The sequence below is a fragment of the Phyllobacterium sp. TAF24 genome (assembly GCF_052113785.1).
GTDB lineage: Bacteria > Pseudomonadota > Alphaproteobacteria > Rhizobiales > Rhizobiaceae > Phyllobacterium.
In genome coordinates this window covers 117133-133961 of the sequence record NZ_JBFRDN010000014.1, presented here as the reverse complement: position 1 = coordinate 133961, position 16829 = coordinate 117133, and the positions used below count along the sequence as shown (strand labels likewise).

General features: G+C 55.8%; 10 protein-coding genes and 1 riboswitch. Of the genes, 6 read left to right on the top strand and 4 right to left on the bottom strand.

What is annotated here, in order from left to right; translation table 11 throughout:
• The first annotated feature begins 428 nt into the window (after positions 1-428).
• Positions 429-806, top strand: a complete 378-nt coding sequence (locus AB4Y96_RS14125; RefSeq protein WP_441918144.1) for a glyoxalase superfamily protein — start codon at positions 429-431, stop codon at positions 804-806.
• Positions 807-860: 54 nt separating this feature from the next.
• Here the strand turns inward: AB4Y96_RS14125 and AB4Y96_RS14120 are convergent, their stop codons facing one another.
• Entirely contained in the window at positions 861-2600 is a 1740-nt protein-coding gene (locus tag AB4Y96_RS14120; protein ID WP_441918150.1) for a long-chain fatty acid--CoA ligase, read from the bottom strand.
• Between AB4Y96_RS14120 and AB4Y96_RS14115 the strand changes: the two genes are divergently transcribed.
• Complete coding sequence (locus AB4Y96_RS14115; RefSeq protein ID WP_441918151.1) at positions 2506-3450, top strand: hypothetical protein; 945 nt, start codon at positions 2506-2508, stop codon at positions 3448-3450. The genes AB4Y96_RS14120 and AB4Y96_RS14115 overlap by 95 nt on opposite strands.
• Positions 3451-3600: 150 nt before the next feature.
• Entirely contained in the window at positions 3601-5235 is a 1635-nt protein-coding gene (locus tag AB4Y96_RS14110; protein ID WP_091879125.1) for a Na+/H+ antiporter, read from the top strand.
• Between the two features lie 16 nt (positions 5236-5251).
• Here AB4Y96_RS14110 and ilvD read toward each other — a convergent pair whose 3' ends face one another.
• Positions 5252-7105 carry a dihydroxy-acid dehydratase gene (gene ilvD / locus AB4Y96_RS14105; RefSeq protein ID WP_441918143.1) on the bottom strand — a complete coding sequence of 618 codons (1854 nt, stop codon included), beginning with the start codon at positions 7103-7105 and terminating at the stop codon, positions 5252-5254.
• A 171-nt stretch (positions 7106-7276) separates the two neighbouring features.
• Positions 7277-7513: an Lrp/AsnC ligand binding domain-containing protein gene (locus AB4Y96_RS14100; RefSeq protein ID WP_091879122.1), complete on the bottom strand. Its 237-nt coding sequence runs from the start codon at positions 7511-7513 to the stop codon at positions 7277-7279.
• Between the two features lie 104 nt (positions 7514-7617).
• A riboswitch (glycine riboswitch) is annotated at positions 7618-7704 on the top strand.
• 216 nt (positions 7705-7920) lie between these two features.
• Here AB4Y96_RS14100 and AB4Y96_RS14095 point away from each other — a divergent pair.
• On the top strand, positions 7921-9195 hold the full coding sequence (locus AB4Y96_RS14095) for a D-amino acid dehydrogenase (protein WP_441918142.1): 1275 nt from the start codon (positions 7921-7923) through the stop codon (positions 9193-9195).
• A gap of 23 nt (positions 9196-9218) precedes the next feature.
• Here the strand turns inward: AB4Y96_RS14095 and AB4Y96_RS14090 are convergent, their stop codons facing one another.
• On the bottom strand, positions 9219-10163 hold the full coding sequence (locus AB4Y96_RS14090) for a hypothetical protein (RefSeq protein WP_441918141.1): 945 nt from the start codon (positions 10161-10163) through the stop codon (positions 9219-9221).
• Positions 10164-10272: 109 nt separating this feature from the next.
• Between AB4Y96_RS14090 and AB4Y96_RS14085 the strand changes: the two genes are divergently transcribed.
• Both AB4Y96_RS14085 and AB4Y96_RS14080 read left to right on the top strand, forming a co-directional pair.
• Entirely contained in the window at positions 10273-12201 is a 1929-nt protein-coding gene (locus AB4Y96_RS14085) for an autotransporter assembly complex protein TamA (RefSeq protein ID WP_441918140.1), read from the top strand.
• Complete coding sequence (locus AB4Y96_RS14080; RefSeq protein WP_441918139.1) at positions 12198-16799, top strand: translocation/assembly module TamB domain-containing protein; 4602 nt, start codon at positions 12198-12200, stop codon at positions 16797-16799. Before AB4Y96_RS14085 ends, AB4Y96_RS14080 begins: the two co-directional genes overlap by 4 nt.
• The last annotated feature ends 30 nt before the right edge of the window (positions 16800-16829 follow it).

Genomic DNA, 16829 nt, shown 5'->3' with positions numbered 1-16829 from the left:
TGCTCACATCAATGCCGACAAAACGATCAAACTGTGTCATGATGAGGTTCCCTGGCTTGTCATACGGGGTCGGTGCCCCTTGCAACTGTTCGGGTGTCATCGAATGACAGGGCCTTGCTCACCATCGGACTGCAATGTCCGCTTGTCGAAACGGCATCCTGTCAATCGGTCCACGTGCCGGGAAAGGGTACGTGGACCTCTTCACATTATACCATCTCTAACAGACAAGCTTGTCGAACCACGCACCACAATCATTATTGTTGCAGCGGTTATGTTTTGATGGATGCAAAAGCAGCATTGAGTGAACCAACGCGGCAATGTATAGGAACGATGTGTGGGCACCGTCTCATGATCTGATTGACGAAAGCAGCGGCTTGATCTGGCACCGTCCGGTAGAGCTGCGGGCCTTCAAACCATGAGGTTATGATATGAACGATACCCCCGCCAATTCCATCCATTTCGGACGCATCGCTGCCATGCTACCCGTCGGTGATATGGCCCGCGCCCATCACTTTTACACTGAGGTTCTTGGCTTCGCTAAAACCTTCCAGAACGGCAGCCCTGTTGGTTTCATGATTCTGAAGCGCGATAATGCTGAACTGCATCTCACCCTGCAGAAAGACCACAAAGCCGCGCCCTTCAACGTTATCCATATGATGGTTGATAATGTCGACGCGTTGCATGCGATCTGTCAGGCGCAGGGATTGCGTATCATCAAAGGGCTGAAGGACAAGGACTATGGTTTACGTGCCTTTGTTTTCGAGGACCTTGACGGCAACCGGATTGATGTCGGGCAACCCATTTAAAATCGGGGTACATGAAAAAGAAGAAAGCCGCATGGGGCGGCTTTCTGGTGTTTGTCAGCCGCGCAACTCGCGCCGCAGGATTTTGCCGACATTGCTTTTCGGCAGTTCATCACGGAACTCAATGGTTCGGGGACGCTTATAGTTGGTTAGTCGCTCGGCACAGAATGCCTTGATCGCATCTTCGGTCAACAGCGGATCTTTGCGCACGATGAAGAGTTTGACCACTTCGCCGGAATGCTCGTTGGGAACACCAATCGCCGCCGCTTCGCGCACGCCGGGGTGTTCCATGGCCACTTCTTCGATTTCATTCGGATAGACGTTGAAACCGGAGACCAGGATCATGTCCTTCTTGCGGTCAACAATCTTGGTGTAGCCGCGTTCATCCATATAGCCCATATCGCCGGAACGGAAGAAGCCGTCCGATGTCATCACCTTGGCTGTTTCATCCGGACGGTTCCAGTAGCCGGCCATGACCTGAGGTCCGCGAATACAGATTTCGCCGACTTCCAGCAGGGGCAATTCCTTGCCATCATCGTCGCGAATGGAGAAATCCGTGGACGGAAGCGGTGTACCGATCGTGCCGGAGAATTCCGTCGCATCCAGCCGGTTGGCCGAGGCAACAGGCGAGGTTTCGGAAAGACCGAAACCTTCCGTGATCAGGTTGCCGGTCACTTCATACCAGCGATCCGCAACCGGCCTTTGCACCGCCATACCGCCGCCCAGCGACAGGACAAGACCCGTGAAATTCAGCTTGCGGAAATCCTCATTGTTGAGAAGGCCGTTGAACAACGTGTTGAGACCGGGGAAGACGTGAATCGGCACCTTCTGCAATTCCTTGACGAAGGCGGGAATGTCACGCGGATTGGGGATCAGGATATTGTTGCCGCCAAGCTCCATGCTGATCATCGCATTCACGGTGAGGCCGAAAATATGATAGAGCGGCAGTGCGCAAATGAAGGTCAGATTATCAGGGCGACCCTTCTTTTTGAAACCGACCTCAACCCAAAAGCGCATCTGCGTGACATTGGCCACAATGTTGCTGTGCATCAGGACAGCGCCCTTGGACACACCTGTCGTTCCGCCAGTATATTGCAGGAAGGCAACATCGTTACTTTTGATTTCGACCGGCTTCAGCGTAAGGCCTGCACCCTGCGAAAGGGCCGTCTTGAAGGGTGTATGGCCGGGCAGGGTCCAGGCTGGCACCATCTTTTTGACGCGGCGCACCACCAGATTGACGATGTGGCCCTTGAGACCCAGCATGTCGCCCATGGTTGCCACGACAACATGCTTGATCGGCGTTGCCGTCAGAACTTTTTGCAGCGTTATCGCAAAGTTTTCCAGAATGATAATGGCCTTGGCGCCACTGTCTTTCAACTGGTGCTCAAGCTCACGTGGCGTATAAAGCGGGTTGATGTTGACGACCGTCAGACCTGCACGCAGGATCGCCGCAATGGCGACCGGGTATTGCAGGATGTTCGGCATCATAACGGCAACGCGATCACCCTTGACCAGTCCGCGTGACTGCAGCCACGCGCCGAGATCGCGGGAATGGCGATCCATTTCCGCATAGGACATGGCTTTGCCCATGCATGTGAAGGCTGGCCGGTTGGCGTACTTTTTATAGGCTGCCGCGAAGAGTTCGTTGATATTCTCGTAAGGCAGCGGTCCGATCTCGGCGGGAACGCCTTCAGGATAGGATTTGACCCATAATTTCGGCTCGGGCATTTTTGCCAGAGATGCGGCTTTTGCGGGCGCAGCCTTGGCAGCAGCGGGTGCAGCAGTTTTGGCCTTTATCGCTGTTTTCTTCGCGGCAGGCTTTGTTACTGCCACAGGTGCCGGGCTTGGTGCCGGTGCTGCTTTAGCCGAGGCTTTCGCGGTCACCTTTGCAGGTTCTGCGCTCTTTGCCTCGGTTGCAGTCTTTGGTGCAGCCTTGGATTTTGTGACAGGTTTGGATTTTGCGGCAGGTTTGGCTTCCTGCGCAACTGGCGCAGCAGCTTTCAATGCCGCAGGTGCCGGTGTCTTCTTTGCAGGTGCTTTCTGTGCAGCCGGCTTTGTTGTTGCGACGGGTGCGGAGCTTGGTGCCGATGCTGCTTTGGTCGCGGCCTTCGCGGTCACCTTTGCAGGCCCTGTGCTGTTTGCCTTGGCTGTTGCCTTCGCCGCAGGTTTGACTTCGCTGACAGCAGGTGCGGTTGCCTTTGTGGCTTTCTTTATGGCGGCAGGTTTGGCAGATGCAGCTTTTGCCACTGGCTCAGCGGCTGCTCGTGGCTTCGGCGCGGGCTTGGCCGTTTTAGCAATAGCAGGCGCTGCGGTCTTTGTATTCGAAACTGATTTTGCTGGTGTCGTTTTGGCAGCTGGTTTTGCTGCCACCGGTTTCACGGCCTTTGCTGCTATCTTGACCTCGCCGACGGGTTTTTTCGCGGCGGCTTTTACAGTCGTGACGGCGGGTTTCGCCGTTTTGGCTGGCGCTGCCTTTGTACCGGCGCGCTTGGCTGTCACGGATGTTTTTACCGGCGTTGTCTCTTTTGCCACATTAACCTCCCCTGATGGTTTCCTTGTAGCTGGCTTTCGGTCCTCCAACCTCTGCCATGCTACTCAACAATCCTATCTATGGCGAGAGGCGGCACGCTTGCAAGTATTACATTGACGTAAACGTAAAATTGATTGTCACGAAAATGTCTGGTCACGGCGCCATTTCACCCAATAGGCACGATCTGGGCGCAAAGTTGCCAAGGTTCGCCTCGACAAAGCACCGGCCTTTCCTTCATCCTATTCCGACAATCAAAATGGATTCGCCGTGGAAACAATCACCATCGTCCTGCTGATGCTATTGGCCGTTGTGGTCAGCGACTCCATCGTGCGCATACTGCCTTTGGCTGTCCCGCTGCCGTTGGTGCAGATCGGTCTTGGCGCGGCGATTGCTTCGGTTACCACCATTCGCGTTCAGCTTGATCCGGACATTTTCTTCCTGTTGTTCCTGCCGCCGCTGCTGTTTCTTGACGGCTGGCGTATACCCAAAGAGGGGCTTTTCCGGGATAAGGGTATCATTCTGGAAATGGCGCTTGGCCTTGTCATCTTTACGGTGATCGGCGTTGGTTTCTTCGTACATTGGATGATCCCGTCCGTGCCGCTGCCCGTGGCGTTTGCCTTGGCTGCAATCGTCTCGCCAACAGATCCAATTGCGGTGTCAGCCATTGCCGCCCGTGTGCCGATCCCCTCACGCATGATGCATATTCTTGAAGGGGAATCTCTTCTCAACGACGCGTCCGGTCTCGTATGCATGCGCTTCGCGGTCGCTGCGATGCTGACAGGCAGTTTCTCAATCACCGAAGCCTTCTTCACCTTCCTGTGGCTCGCTTTTGCCGGCATTGCCATCGGTATTGGTGTCACCCTTGGCGTCACGCGCGGCAAGGCTTTCCTTGCCCGCAAACTCGGTGAAGAGAGTGGCTCGCAAATCCTTATCAGTCTGCTCATTCCGTTCGGCGCTTATCTTCTGGCAGAACATGTGCACGCGTCAGGCATTCTTGCTGCTGTCGCTGCCGGTATCACCATGAGCTATGCCGAGAATACCACGCAATCCATGGCATTAACGCGGGTGCGCCGCACGGCGGTGTGGGACACAGCGCAGTTTGCCGCAAATGGCGCCATCTTTGTACTGCTGGGCGAGCAACTTCCCAGCATCTTCTCCGGCGCGGTCAAAAACGTGCAGGAGGCGGGCGAATCTAGCCCCTGGTGGCTACTCGTCTATGTCGTGGTGATCTATGCAGTTCTCGCTACCTTGCGGTTTCTTTGGGTCTGGGGGTCATGGCGCGTCACCATGGCAAAGCGCAGCGCACAGGGTGAAGCCGTGGTCAAGCCGAGCTGGAAACTCATCGCGACCATGTCCTTTGCCGGTGTACGTGGCGCAATCACTCTGGCGGGTATTCTGACGCTGCCGCTGTTTCTTTATGATGGCTCGTTGTTTCCGGCCCGTGATCTCGTCATCTTTCTTGCAACGGGGGTGATCATCCTGTCGCTTATTATGGCGAGTATCGGTCTGCCCCGGCTTCTGCGCAACATTGATCTGCCAGTCGAGGACTCGAACCAGCGTGAAGAGGATTATGCGCGTATTGCGGCGGCGGAAGCGGCCATCATGGCAATCGAGCGCGCCCAGCACGATCTCGCGTCAGGGCGCGCCGATGCTGACATTTATACGGATGTTGCCAACCACATCATGGAGCTTTATCGCAAGCGCATTGATGGGCGTATGCATCTGGGCGAGGAGCGCGAAGAAGTGGCGCGCAGTGAAGAGATCGAGAAACTGCTGCGCATCACGGCGCTGAGGGCAGAGCGGCAGGAAATCCATCGCCTTGTCAGGGCAAGACGGCTCGAAAGCACCATTGCCACGAAGATGGTCAGGGATATCGACCTACTGGAAGCGCGCTTCCAGTAGGTCGGTTTGATCCAGGTTAGTTCCAGTCATCCGGAATCTGGCGAACGGCACCCTTGGCGGCGCTGGTGGCCATGGCGCCATAAGCGCGCAGTGCCGTTGTGATCTTGCGCTTGCGCTTTTCCTCAGGCTTCCAGGCGGCAGTGCCCTTGGCTTCCATCTGCGCGCGGCGGTCAGCCAGAACAGCATCGTCCACATCAAGATGAATCCCACGGTTCGGAATGTCGATATTGATGATATCGCCGTCCTGCACCAGAGCGATGAGGCCACCTTCAGCCGCTTCAGGTGAAACGTGGCCAATGGAAAGACCTGACGAACCGCCGGAGAAACGACCGTCGGTAATCAGGGCGCAGGCTTTGCCAAGACCTTTTGATTTCAGATAGCTGGTTGGATAGAGCATTTCCTGCATGCCGGGTCCGCCGCGAGGACCTTCATAGCGGATCAGCACGATATCACCGGGCTTGATGCCGCCATTGAGAATGCCCAGAACAGCACTGTCCTGACTTTCGAAAATGCGGGCGGGGCCAGAGAATTTCAAGATCGAATCGTCGACACCGGCGGTTTTGACGATGCAGCCATCTTCCGCCAGATTGCCGTAGAGAACAGCAAGACCGCCATCCTTGGAATAGGCGTGCTCAAGATTGCGGATCACACCCTTTTCGCGGTCGAGATCAACATCGGCGAAGCGGCGTTCCTGACTGAATGCGACCTGTGTCGGAACACCGCCCGGCGCAGCCATGAAGAAATCATGCACCGACTTGTTCTTGCTGCGCACCACATCCCAGCGGTCAAGTGCCGCGCCGAGATTGGCCGCATGCACTGAATAAACAGACGTGTCGAGCAGACCCGCACGGTCAAGTTCGCCGAGAATGCCCATGACACCACCCGCATGATGCACATCTTCCATGTGCACATTGGCAACGGCAGGCGCAACCTTGCAGAGAACAGGCACGCGGCGCGACAGACGATCAATGTCACTCATGGTGAAATCAACCTCGCCCTCATGGGCAGCGGCCAGCAAATGCAGCACCGTATTGGTTGAGCCACCCATGGCGATGTCAAGCGTCATGGCATTTTCAAATGCTGCGAACGAGGCAATGGAGCGCGGCAGAGCCGTTTCATCATCCTGCTCGTAGTAGCGGCGGGCAAGATCAACCACCAGATGACCAGCCTCGACAAAGAGGCGGCGACGATCCGCATGGGTCGCCAGTGTCGATCCATTGCCGGGCAGGGACAGGCCGAGCGCTTCGGTCAGGCAGTTCATGGAATTAGCGGTGAACATGCCGGAGCAGGAGCCGCAGGTTGGGCAAGCGGAACGCTCGATGGCCTTCACTTCTTCGTCGGAAATGCGGTCATCGGCGGCAGCCACCATGGCATCAACCAGATCAAGCTTCTTTTCCTTGTCATCCCAGACAACCTTGCCCGCTTCCATTGGCCCGCCGGAAACGAACACCACGGGAATGTTGAGGCGCAATGCCGCCATCAGCATGCCCGGCGTGATCTTGTCACAATTGGAAATGCAGACCATGGCGTCGGCGCAATGGGCGTTGACCATATATTCGACGCTGTCGGCAATGATTTCACGCGATGGCAGCGAATACAGCATGCCGTCATGGCCCATGGCGATGCCATCATCGACAGCAATCGTGTTGAATTCCTTGGCGACGCCGCCAGCGCTTTCGATTTCGCGCGCGACAAGCTGGCCGAGATCTTTCAAATGGACGTGGCCCGGAACGAACTGTGTAAAGGAATTGACCACAGCAATAATCGGCTTGCCGAAATCCTCATCCTTCATGCCGGTCGCGCGCCAGAGCCCGCGGGCACCTGCCATGTTGCGGCCATGTGTGGTTGTGCGTGAACGATAAGGAGGCATAGTCGAAATCCTGCTGAGAACGGGCGAGGGAGCATCTCTATAGAAAAAGCGCTCTCCTGCAAAGAATGGAATTTTATTGCCTGAAAAGACAAGTTTTATTGCATTGATTACATAATGCAGATGCGGGGCGCATGAAACGAGACGTAATGTCTCGCCTCGCGCCCACTCCGGTCAGAACGCGGTGAAGGTCAGCGTTGTCAGCGAACGGGCAATACCCGCAATGTCGAGCACGTTCTCATTGATGAACTTGCCGATATCCTGATCCTCTGGAATGTAGACTTTGGCCAAAAGATCAAACTCGCCGCTGGTCGAATAAAGTTCCGAAACGATCTCCCGCTCGAATAGCGTTTTTGCAACCTCGTACGTCTTGCCGGGTGCGCATTGCAGTTGCAGAAAGACAGGCTTCATGAGTTCCTCCAGGTGGGTATGCCGCTTTTATCAAGCATAATTGCTGTAACGCTTCTTAGCCAGTTGTTCTCTTCTCGCAACTGCGATATATATCTCGCGTTCGCACAGACTATCTGGGAGAGACCGGTAAAACCGGCGCCGATGGAGCAACCGCCCCGGAAACTCTCAGGCAAAAGGACCAGAATAGTCTAGAACATCTGGAGAGAGGTATGCCCTGCAAAGGTTGTACCCACCGAAGGAGAAAGCCCTGCCCGGTCGAATGACCGGAAAACGGTGCCGACGACACGGGTGGCAAACACCCGGCGGGCGCTCAAAGGGCCAAGCTCTCAGGTTCCGTGACAGATGGGGTTTCGTGCCGTTTTGAACGGCGAAACTGAAACCATGTGTTGCTTGAGGACCGCTATATCATGACCCATATCGCCATTATCGGCGCCGGAATCACCGGCGTAACGACTGCCTATGCGCTTGCCCGTCAGGGTTATTCCGTCACCGTTTTTGATCGCAACCGTTATGCGGCCATGGAAACGTCCTTCGCCAATGGTGGTCAGTTGTCGGCCTCCAATGCGGAAGTGTGGAACAGCTGGTCGACGGTACTCAAGGGTATGAAGTGGATGTTGCGCAAGGATGCGCCGCTCCTGATGAACCCGAAGCCTTCCTGGCACAAATATTCCTGGATGGCGGAATTCGTGATGAACATTCCGCATTACGAAGAAAACACCATCGCCACGACCAAGCTTGCGATCGAAGCCCGCAAGCGCATGTTTGAGATCGCGGCCGATGAAAAGATCGACTTCGATCTGGAAAAGCGCGGCATCCTGCATATTTACCGCTCAAAATATGGCTATGATCACGCCGTCAAGGTCAACAAGCTGCTGGAAGCTGGTGGCCTTGATCGTCGCGCTGTGACCAATGAGGAAATCCGCAGCATTGAACCTGCGCTGAATGGCTCTTTCCATGGCGGCTTCTTTACGCCGTCTGATTCTACAGGCGATATCCACAAGTTCACCCGTGGTCTTGCTGCCGCTGCCATCCGCCACGGTGTTCGCTTTATAGGCGATGCCGATGTCTCGGCGTTGAAGCATGGCACCGACGGCGTTGTGGTCGAATGGGGCAAGGCGTCGATTGCCAATGCGGAAACCGAGACCGAGCGCTTTGACGCGATCGTTATCTGCGCCGGCATTGCCAGCCGCAAGTTTGCTGCCCAATTGGGCGACCGCGTCAACATCTATCCGGTCAAGGGCTACTCGATCACCGTCAATCTTGACGATGCCGAAAGCCAGAAGTCAGCGCCATGGGTCAGCCTGTTGGATGATGATGCAAAGATTGTCACCAGCCGTCTTGGCGCGGGCCGCCTGCGCGTCGCCGGTACTGCCGAATATAATGGCGAAAACCGTGACATCCGTCATGATCGCGTTAAACCGTTGGTTGATTGGAGCCGTGATCTCTTCCCGGGCATGGATACGTCAAATGTCGTGCCATGGGCCGGTTTGCGTCCAATGATGCCGAACATGCTGCCGCGCGTTGGTGCGGGCAAGCGTCCGGGTGTATTCTACAACACCGGCCATGGTCATCTGGGCTGGACCCTCTCGGCTGCTACGGCGGAAATCGTTGCTGATCATATCAGTGCCGCGATACCGGTTGATACCAAGCCGCAGACCGGCTGGCTCGCCGCTGCAGAGTGATATTTCAAAGGGTGCCTGTCATTTCAGGCGCTCTTTCTATTGTGCTCGACGAGATAGCGCGTGGCGAGTGCGATGTGCCGGGGGATAGGCTTGTCCTTGCGGAAATCTGCAATGAGGCGACGCGAGATTTCCAGCGCCGCCGCCATGCCATCAAGGCTCATGCCAAGCTCATCCATGGCCTCTCTGAACTGACCATTGTCGAACATGGCCGGGGCGAGGCGCTCAAGCCATATAGCGGAGAGTTCTGCGCCATCCTCCCATTCGATCGCATTTCCATCTTCGTTGACTTTGAGTGTTAAGAAGAGGGCATCATTCGTTCGCAGGGTAATGAAAATGCGTTTGCTTGCGAGGGCGGGCATTGTGTCGATAATCTGCGTTTCGCCGGTCCGCCACCTGATTTGAACCTTTCGCTCATTGAGAGCAATTGCTTCGTCAATACGAGGTAGAGGCGCGCCAACAGATATAATATCATCATCCATTACTGCTGTTCCATTCATCTTCAAGGAATCTCCTGTGCTGGAATGCCCATTCACGTACAACCCGGTAATCGCCATTGCGAAGCGAACCTTGCAAAATTGATAGATCCGCCAAGGCAACGATAGCCTCACGATCAGGTGTGATGACGTGAAAGTGGGGCGGGTTATGATCTTCGGCATAAATTTGAATTTTGATATTTCCGATTCTGGCGATGGTCGGCATTCAAAATATCTTTCGATAAAATAGTGCATTGCATGCACTTTGTCAATAAATAGTGCGCAATGTGCACTCAATATCAAGTGCGCGCGAATGGGATGAAACATGAATATTTTTATCAGCAGAGGTATTGGGCAAACTATTGCACGCACCACATAAAAAGTGATTGCAGGGCCAATCCTGCTTGTATCGCGGTTTTGTGGCCATATAGCCACTAATGCTGGGTTGCATGGCCCATCGGGCGCCATTGCGGGTTGGCCCGCTTTTCCCAACATGTTATCGTTTTCTTAAGCTCGAAGGGCGAATTTTAGCAATTGCAGGCGGCGTGCGCGCGTTTCCTGCAGTGTGTCTTTGTGTTTTAATGTGTAGGGAATTTGCTGGTTGATGGACTTCAAGCGCCCACAGGCCAGTTGTTTCGGTGCCGCATTGCTGGCCCTTACGGCTTTTGTCTCGCCTGCCCAGGCCTTTGATCTTTTCGGCGTTCATCTCTGGGGTGCCAAAAAGGAAGATGATGCCGATTCGGTGATCGCCGATCCTCAGAAATACACGGTTGAAACCGCCGCCTCCACAAATGATCAGACCAAAACGCTTGTGGAAGGCGCGTCAGGCCTTTTTGCCGACAAGGAAAAACCAGCCTCCGGCGCGGCGGGACTGCTCGCCAAGGCGCGGGGCGACTACCGGCGCATTCTCGGCGCTCTTTATGCGGATGGCCGCTATGGTGGAACCATCAGCATTCAGGTCGACGGCAAGGAAGCCAGCGATATTCCGCCCGATGCTGTGCTGTCCGATCCTGCCAAGGTGGTTATCTCGGTTGATCCCGGTGCGCAGTTTCTGTTTGCATCTGCTCGCGTCAAGAACATGGCGCCACCGACGCTTGATCCAAAGGATTTTGTCGAAAGCCCCGAAAAGGAAGGCTATATCGCTGGTGAGATTGCCCGCTCCACCGCCATCGTCAAGGCCGAGCGCCTTGTGGTCGATGCCTGGCGCCAGCAGGGGCATCCCAAGGCGAAGATTGTAAGCCGCGAGGTAGTGGCCGATCACGAGAACAACCGGATTGATGCGACCATTGATGCGGATCCCGGCGCGAAAGCTGGTTTCGGCCCGGTGCAGGTCAAGGGCACCGAGCGCATGGACCCGGAGTTCGTCGCGTTCATCACTGGTCTGCAACCCGGTCAGGAATACGATCCCGACGAGATCGAAAGGGCCAAGAAGCGCCTGTCGCGCCTCGAGGTCTTCCGTTCGGCACGGATTGAGGAAGGCGATGCCATTGGCAAAGATGGCTTGCTACCGATCACGGTAGCGGTGCAGGAGCAGAAGCTGCGTCGCTTCGGCGTCGGTGGCAGTTATTCGACGCTTGATGGCGTTGGGCTTGAGACATACTGGCTACAGCGCAATCTTTTTGGCCGGGCGGAACGCCTGCGCATTGACGCCAAGATCGGCGGTATTGGCAGCCAGTCCTATGATCCCTCGGAATACAGTTATTTGCTCGGTGCAAGCTTCACAAAGCCCGGCGTCTACACACCCGATACGGATTTCATCGCGTCGTTGATCGGTGAGCGCAAGGTGCTCGACGCCTATACGCAAACATCCATTACCGCTAATGCCGGTTTCACCCAGATTTTCTCTGATGAGTTGTCCGGCAAGCTCACGGCCAATGTTGCCAAATCGCAGTTCAAGGATGATTACTTCGGCACGCGTAATTTCCTGACTGTCGGTCTGATCGGTGGTCTCACCTATGACAGCCGCAACAGCAAGGTCGACCCGGCGCGCGGCTATTATCTTGAAGGCTTGCTCTCACCATTTTACGAAGTCGAGTATGGCAACTTTGCTACCAAGCTCACAGCAGAAGGTCGTACCTATTTCGGTTTTGGCACCGATGACCGGTTTGTGCTGGCCAGCCGTCTGAAACTTGGCTCGATTGTCGGCGCAGAGATTGCCGAGTTGCYCTCGGATGAGTTGTTCTTCGCTGGTGGTGGCGGTTCGGTACGCGGCTATGCCTATCGCAACATCGGTGTGAATGCACGGCGCAATGGCGACAATTATGTCATCGGCGGACGATCACTCGTCGAAGGTTCCGTTGAAGCACGCGCCAAGCTGACGAACACGATCGGTGCCGTCGCCTTTGTTGATGCGGGCTATGTTGGTGAGGAATCATTCCCGGATTTCGCCCAGCAATTGCGGGTCGGCGTTGGTGCTGGCATCCGCTATAATACGGGTCTCGGCCCAATCCGCCTTGATGTGGCGATGCCGCTTGATCGGCAGGCAGATGATCCCAGTTTTGCTTTCTACGTTGGTATAGGACAGGCGTTTTGACCCGGATTTTCGCAGTCATATTCCTTCTGCTTTTTGCAGCCCCGGCTTTGGCGCAGGACAGTGCCGAGGCGGAGAAATCCTATTTCCTCAGCTTCGTCGAAAATCAGCTGTCGACTCCCAATCGGCAGATTGTGATTTCAGACATCCAGGGCGTGCTGTCGTCAGAAGCGAGCATTGGCAGTATCACCATCGCCGATCGCGAGGGCATCTGGCTGCGTATCACCAATGCCAAGATTGTCTGGAGCAGGTTGGCGTTGCTGCGTGGCCGCCTTGATATCAACAGTCTTGGTGCTGAGCGGATTGATGTTATTCGCAAGCCATTGCCTGACAACAGCCTGCCTTCGCCAGAGACCAAGGGTTTCAGCCTGCCGGAATTGCCGCTGGCGGTTATCCTGCAGGATTTGCAGATCGGGCGCATGGCCTTTGGCGAAAATATCTTCGGGTTGAAATCCGAGATTTCGCTTGCGGGTAATGTCACGCTTGACGGCGGATCACTGGATTCAAACCTCAAGGTACAACGCCTCGACGGACCGGGAGGCCAGTTTGCCATCAAGGCCGCCTATGCCAAGGCAACCCAGAAGATCGATCTCGACCTTTCGCTCAATGAACCGGCGAACGGCATCGCTGCCAACCTTCTCAACATCGAGGGCAGACCTCCGGTCGCGCTGTCATTCAAAGGTTCGGGACCGCTCAGCGATATCGCATTGCAATTGACATTGGATGCTGCGGGCAAGCGCGTGCTAACAGGCAATACACAGATCAACCGGCAGGGTGAGGGACTTGGTTTCAAGACCACGCTCGATGGCCAGATCGCTATGCTGGTGCCGCCGCTTTTCCGGGATTTCTTTGGTAACGACACTGCGCTTGTGGTCAATGGTGTCGTGCGTGATGCAGGCGGTGTGTCGCTTGATCGTTTGAATATCAAGAGCGCCGCCCTGTCAGTCGATGCGACAGGCGATACCACCGATGATGGTTTCCTGCGGCGTCTGAAAGTCGACGCATCCATTGCTGATCCGACAGGCAAGAAAGTCATTCTGCCTGTCGCGGGTGGTCAGACGACTGTCGACAAGGCTGTGCTGGCGGTTGCCTTTGGCACGAGTGCCAATAATGACTGGTCGAGCACGGTTGACGTGACCAATCTGACAACCAATAGTTTTGCTTCCAAATCGGTCAATCTGGTTGCCAAAGGGTTGGCGGAAAACCTCGATAATCCAGCAGCTCGCTCGCTGACCTATGATGTAACCGGCGATATATCGGGCATCACGGCAAAGCGTGCCGATGTTGCCAAGGCGCTGGGCGAGTTGATCCAGTTGAAGATAAACGGCGACTGGAAGGCCGGCACGCCGGTCAATCTCAAACAGGCGCTGGTCGCCGCCAACGGGTTCAGCACCTCGCTTGCGGGAACCATCGACAAGTTCATCTATCACGGTGACATACTGGTCAAGGCGTCGAGCATTGCGCCGTTTTCGGAATTGGCCGGACGTGATCTCGCGGGCTCTCTGGATTTGAAAGCGAACGGTGCCGTCGAAGCGCTGACAGGCGGCTTTGATCTGATGCTGGATGGTCATGCCACCGGCATGAAGCTCGGTATTGAATCCGCAGACCGTGTGCTTGAAGGCGAAACCCGCATCACTGGCGGTCTTGCCCGCGGGCAAGCGGGGCTCAGTGCCAAGAATTTCCGGGTTGAAAACCCGCAAACGCTCGTTACTGCCAATGGCACTTTTGCAACCGGCGCTGCCAATTTCGATTTCGGTCTCGACCTCACCAATCTTGCACTCCTTTCTGAGAAGGCCAGTGGTGCGCTGAAGGTCAAAGGCAGTGCGCGTGGCAGTGACGGCATCATCGGTCTGGCTTTCAATGCGGGCGTGCCGGATGGCAAGCTTTCAGGACGCAAGCTCAGCGAAGGCGCATTCTCGTTCAATGGATTGCTCCTCAAGGATGCGCTTGATGGCAGGGTATCGGGCCTCGCTTTCCTTGACGGTGTACGTGCCGATCTTGCCACGGAATTTGCGCTTCACGACGATGAAAAGCGTCTCAGCAATGTGCAGTTCATTGCCGGTGGAACGCGTCTGCGCGGTGACGTCACCCAGGACAAGAAGGGCCTGCTTCAGGGCAACCTGACCCTCGCCTCCAGCGATGTATCGACAGCCGCCGCGCTATTCCTTCTGGAAGCAACAGGCAAGGCCAACGCCGCCATTGCGCTCACCCATGATGACGAGCAACAGAATGTCGACATCAAGGGCGACATTGATGGCCTGAAGGCAAGCAATGTTGTTGTCGGTAAGGCAGCGATAGCACTGGCGGCACAGAATATTTTCAAGGTGCCCTCTGCCAACGGCACGGTGACGGCAACCACTGTTTCAGCTGCTGGCATTGAGATTTCCAATCTGGATGCTCAGGCAACGCAGGAAGGTAAGACCACCGATTTCAAGCTGAATGCCGCGTTGAAGAATGGTGCGAAAACGTCTGTTGGCGGTTCGCTTGAACCGACCGAGAAGGGCTTCCTGCTGTCGCTAGCCAATATGGATCTGACCAAAGGGACACTTGCCGCCCGGCTGGTGCAGCCAGCAGCGATCAATGTTGCTGGCAGCAACGTTTCCTTTGGCGATATTATTCTCGATATTGGCAAGGGCAGGGTGACCGTTCGTGGTGACGTGGCCGAAACGCTTGATCTGTCGGTTGCCATTGACAAGCTGCCTCTCGATATTGCCAACACGGTCAAGCCCGATCTGGGTTTGGGCGGCGAGATCAACGGCACTGCAAAAATCGGCGGCACGCGCGAAAAGCCCGATGTCAATTTCAATATGCAGGCCCGCGCCATCACCGCTGCCATGTTGAAAAAAGCCGGACTTGATGGCCTCAATCTTGACGCCAAGGGAACGTCGACCACCGATCAACTCAATGTCGATGCACATCTGACCGGGGCCAATGGGCTCGATGCTTCGGCGAAAGGTTCTGTGCCCCTGACGCCAGGACAACTTGCTGTTGATCTGACGCTTGGCAATCTGCCGCTTCGCGCTCTTAACGGTGTGGTGAAGGATCAGAATCTGGCCGGTAATGTCACCGGTCGTGGCCGCATCACCGGCACGCTGCAAAAGCCCAATGCCGAGTTCGACCTCAAGGGTTCTGGCCTGTCCGCCAAGCCCTTGCAGGAGGCTGGCCTTTCACCGCTGCAACTCGCAGCCGCCGGGCGCTTTGCCAATGACGTGCTGACGCTTTCTTCTGCCAAGGTCGATGGCCCGCAGGGTCTGACAGTTTCCGCAAGCGGCAATGTGCCGGTATCCGGCTCCGGGCTTGGCATCAATGTAACCGGTAATATTCCGCTGGCGCTTGCCAACCGGTTCCTTGCTGATCGCGGCACACAGGCCAAAGGCAATATTGATGTAACCGCATCTGTTTCCGGCAGTTTCCAGCAACCGTTGATCCGCGGCATGTTCTCCGCCAATGGCGCTGAGATAGTGGACCCGGAGACCAATCTGCGCCTGCAGCGCATCACCCTGCTTGGCAGCATGGAAGGGCAGACGGTGACGATCCGCACACTCAATGCCGGGCTTTCCACAGGCGGCACGGTCAGTGCAACCGGCACTATTTCCACTGATGCAGCCGCCAATTTCCCTGCCAATATCCAGATCAAGCTCGACAAGGCGCGCTATGCCGATGGCAATATGGTCGTCGCCACGTTAACCGGGGCGCTCGGTATCAACGGTTCATTGACACGTGATCCACTGATCGCAGGTAACATCAACATCGATCGTGCGGAAATCAGCGTTCCCGAAAGCTTTGGCGGCTCGTCTGCCGTTATTGATGTCAAGCACAAGAAAACGCCAAAGGCTGTTGCCAAGACGCTGAAACGCGCCAAGGCCGATCAGCCGACCACCGCAAAATCCACCGCACGGCCGAGCGTAGTCAGACTTGACGTCAATGTGACAGCGCCCAGTAAGATTTTCGTGCGCGGTCGCGGTCTCGATACGGAACTTGGCGGTTCGGTGCGCCTGACAGGCCCCGCTACCAATATCCAGCCCGTTGGTGGCTTTGACATGATCCGCGGGCGTTTGGAGATTCTGGGCCAGCGCATCACTTTCACCGAGGGTCAGGTTACATTGGTCGGCGATCTTGATCCGGAACTTAACTTTGTTGCCAGCACGCAAAGCAGTGACATTACGGTGAATGTTGGCGTCAAGGGCCGGGTTTCCGATCTGAAGATTACCTTTTCCTCACAGCCGGAATTGCCTCAGGACGAGGTGCTCGCGCGCCTGATCTTCAACCGCTCCATCACGGAACTGTCGCCGTTGCAGATTGCTCGATTGGCTGCAGCCGCTGCGGAGTTGGCGGGCGGATCAAATTCGTCCCTGATCGACAGTCTGCGCAAAAGCACCGGCCTTGACGATCTTGATGTGGTGACCGACAGCGAAGGCAATGCCGGTGTCAAAGCCGGTCGCTATATCCGTGATAACGTCTATCTCGGGGTGGAAGCGGGTGCGGCAGGCAAGACGAAGGGCACGATCAATCTTGATGTAACCCCGCAATTGAAAGCCAAGGGCTCTGTCGGCAGTGATGGCGACTCGGGCGCCGGCGTGTTCTTCGAAAAAGACTATTGATTGCCTGCTTGCAATGACGATGGTGCGCGT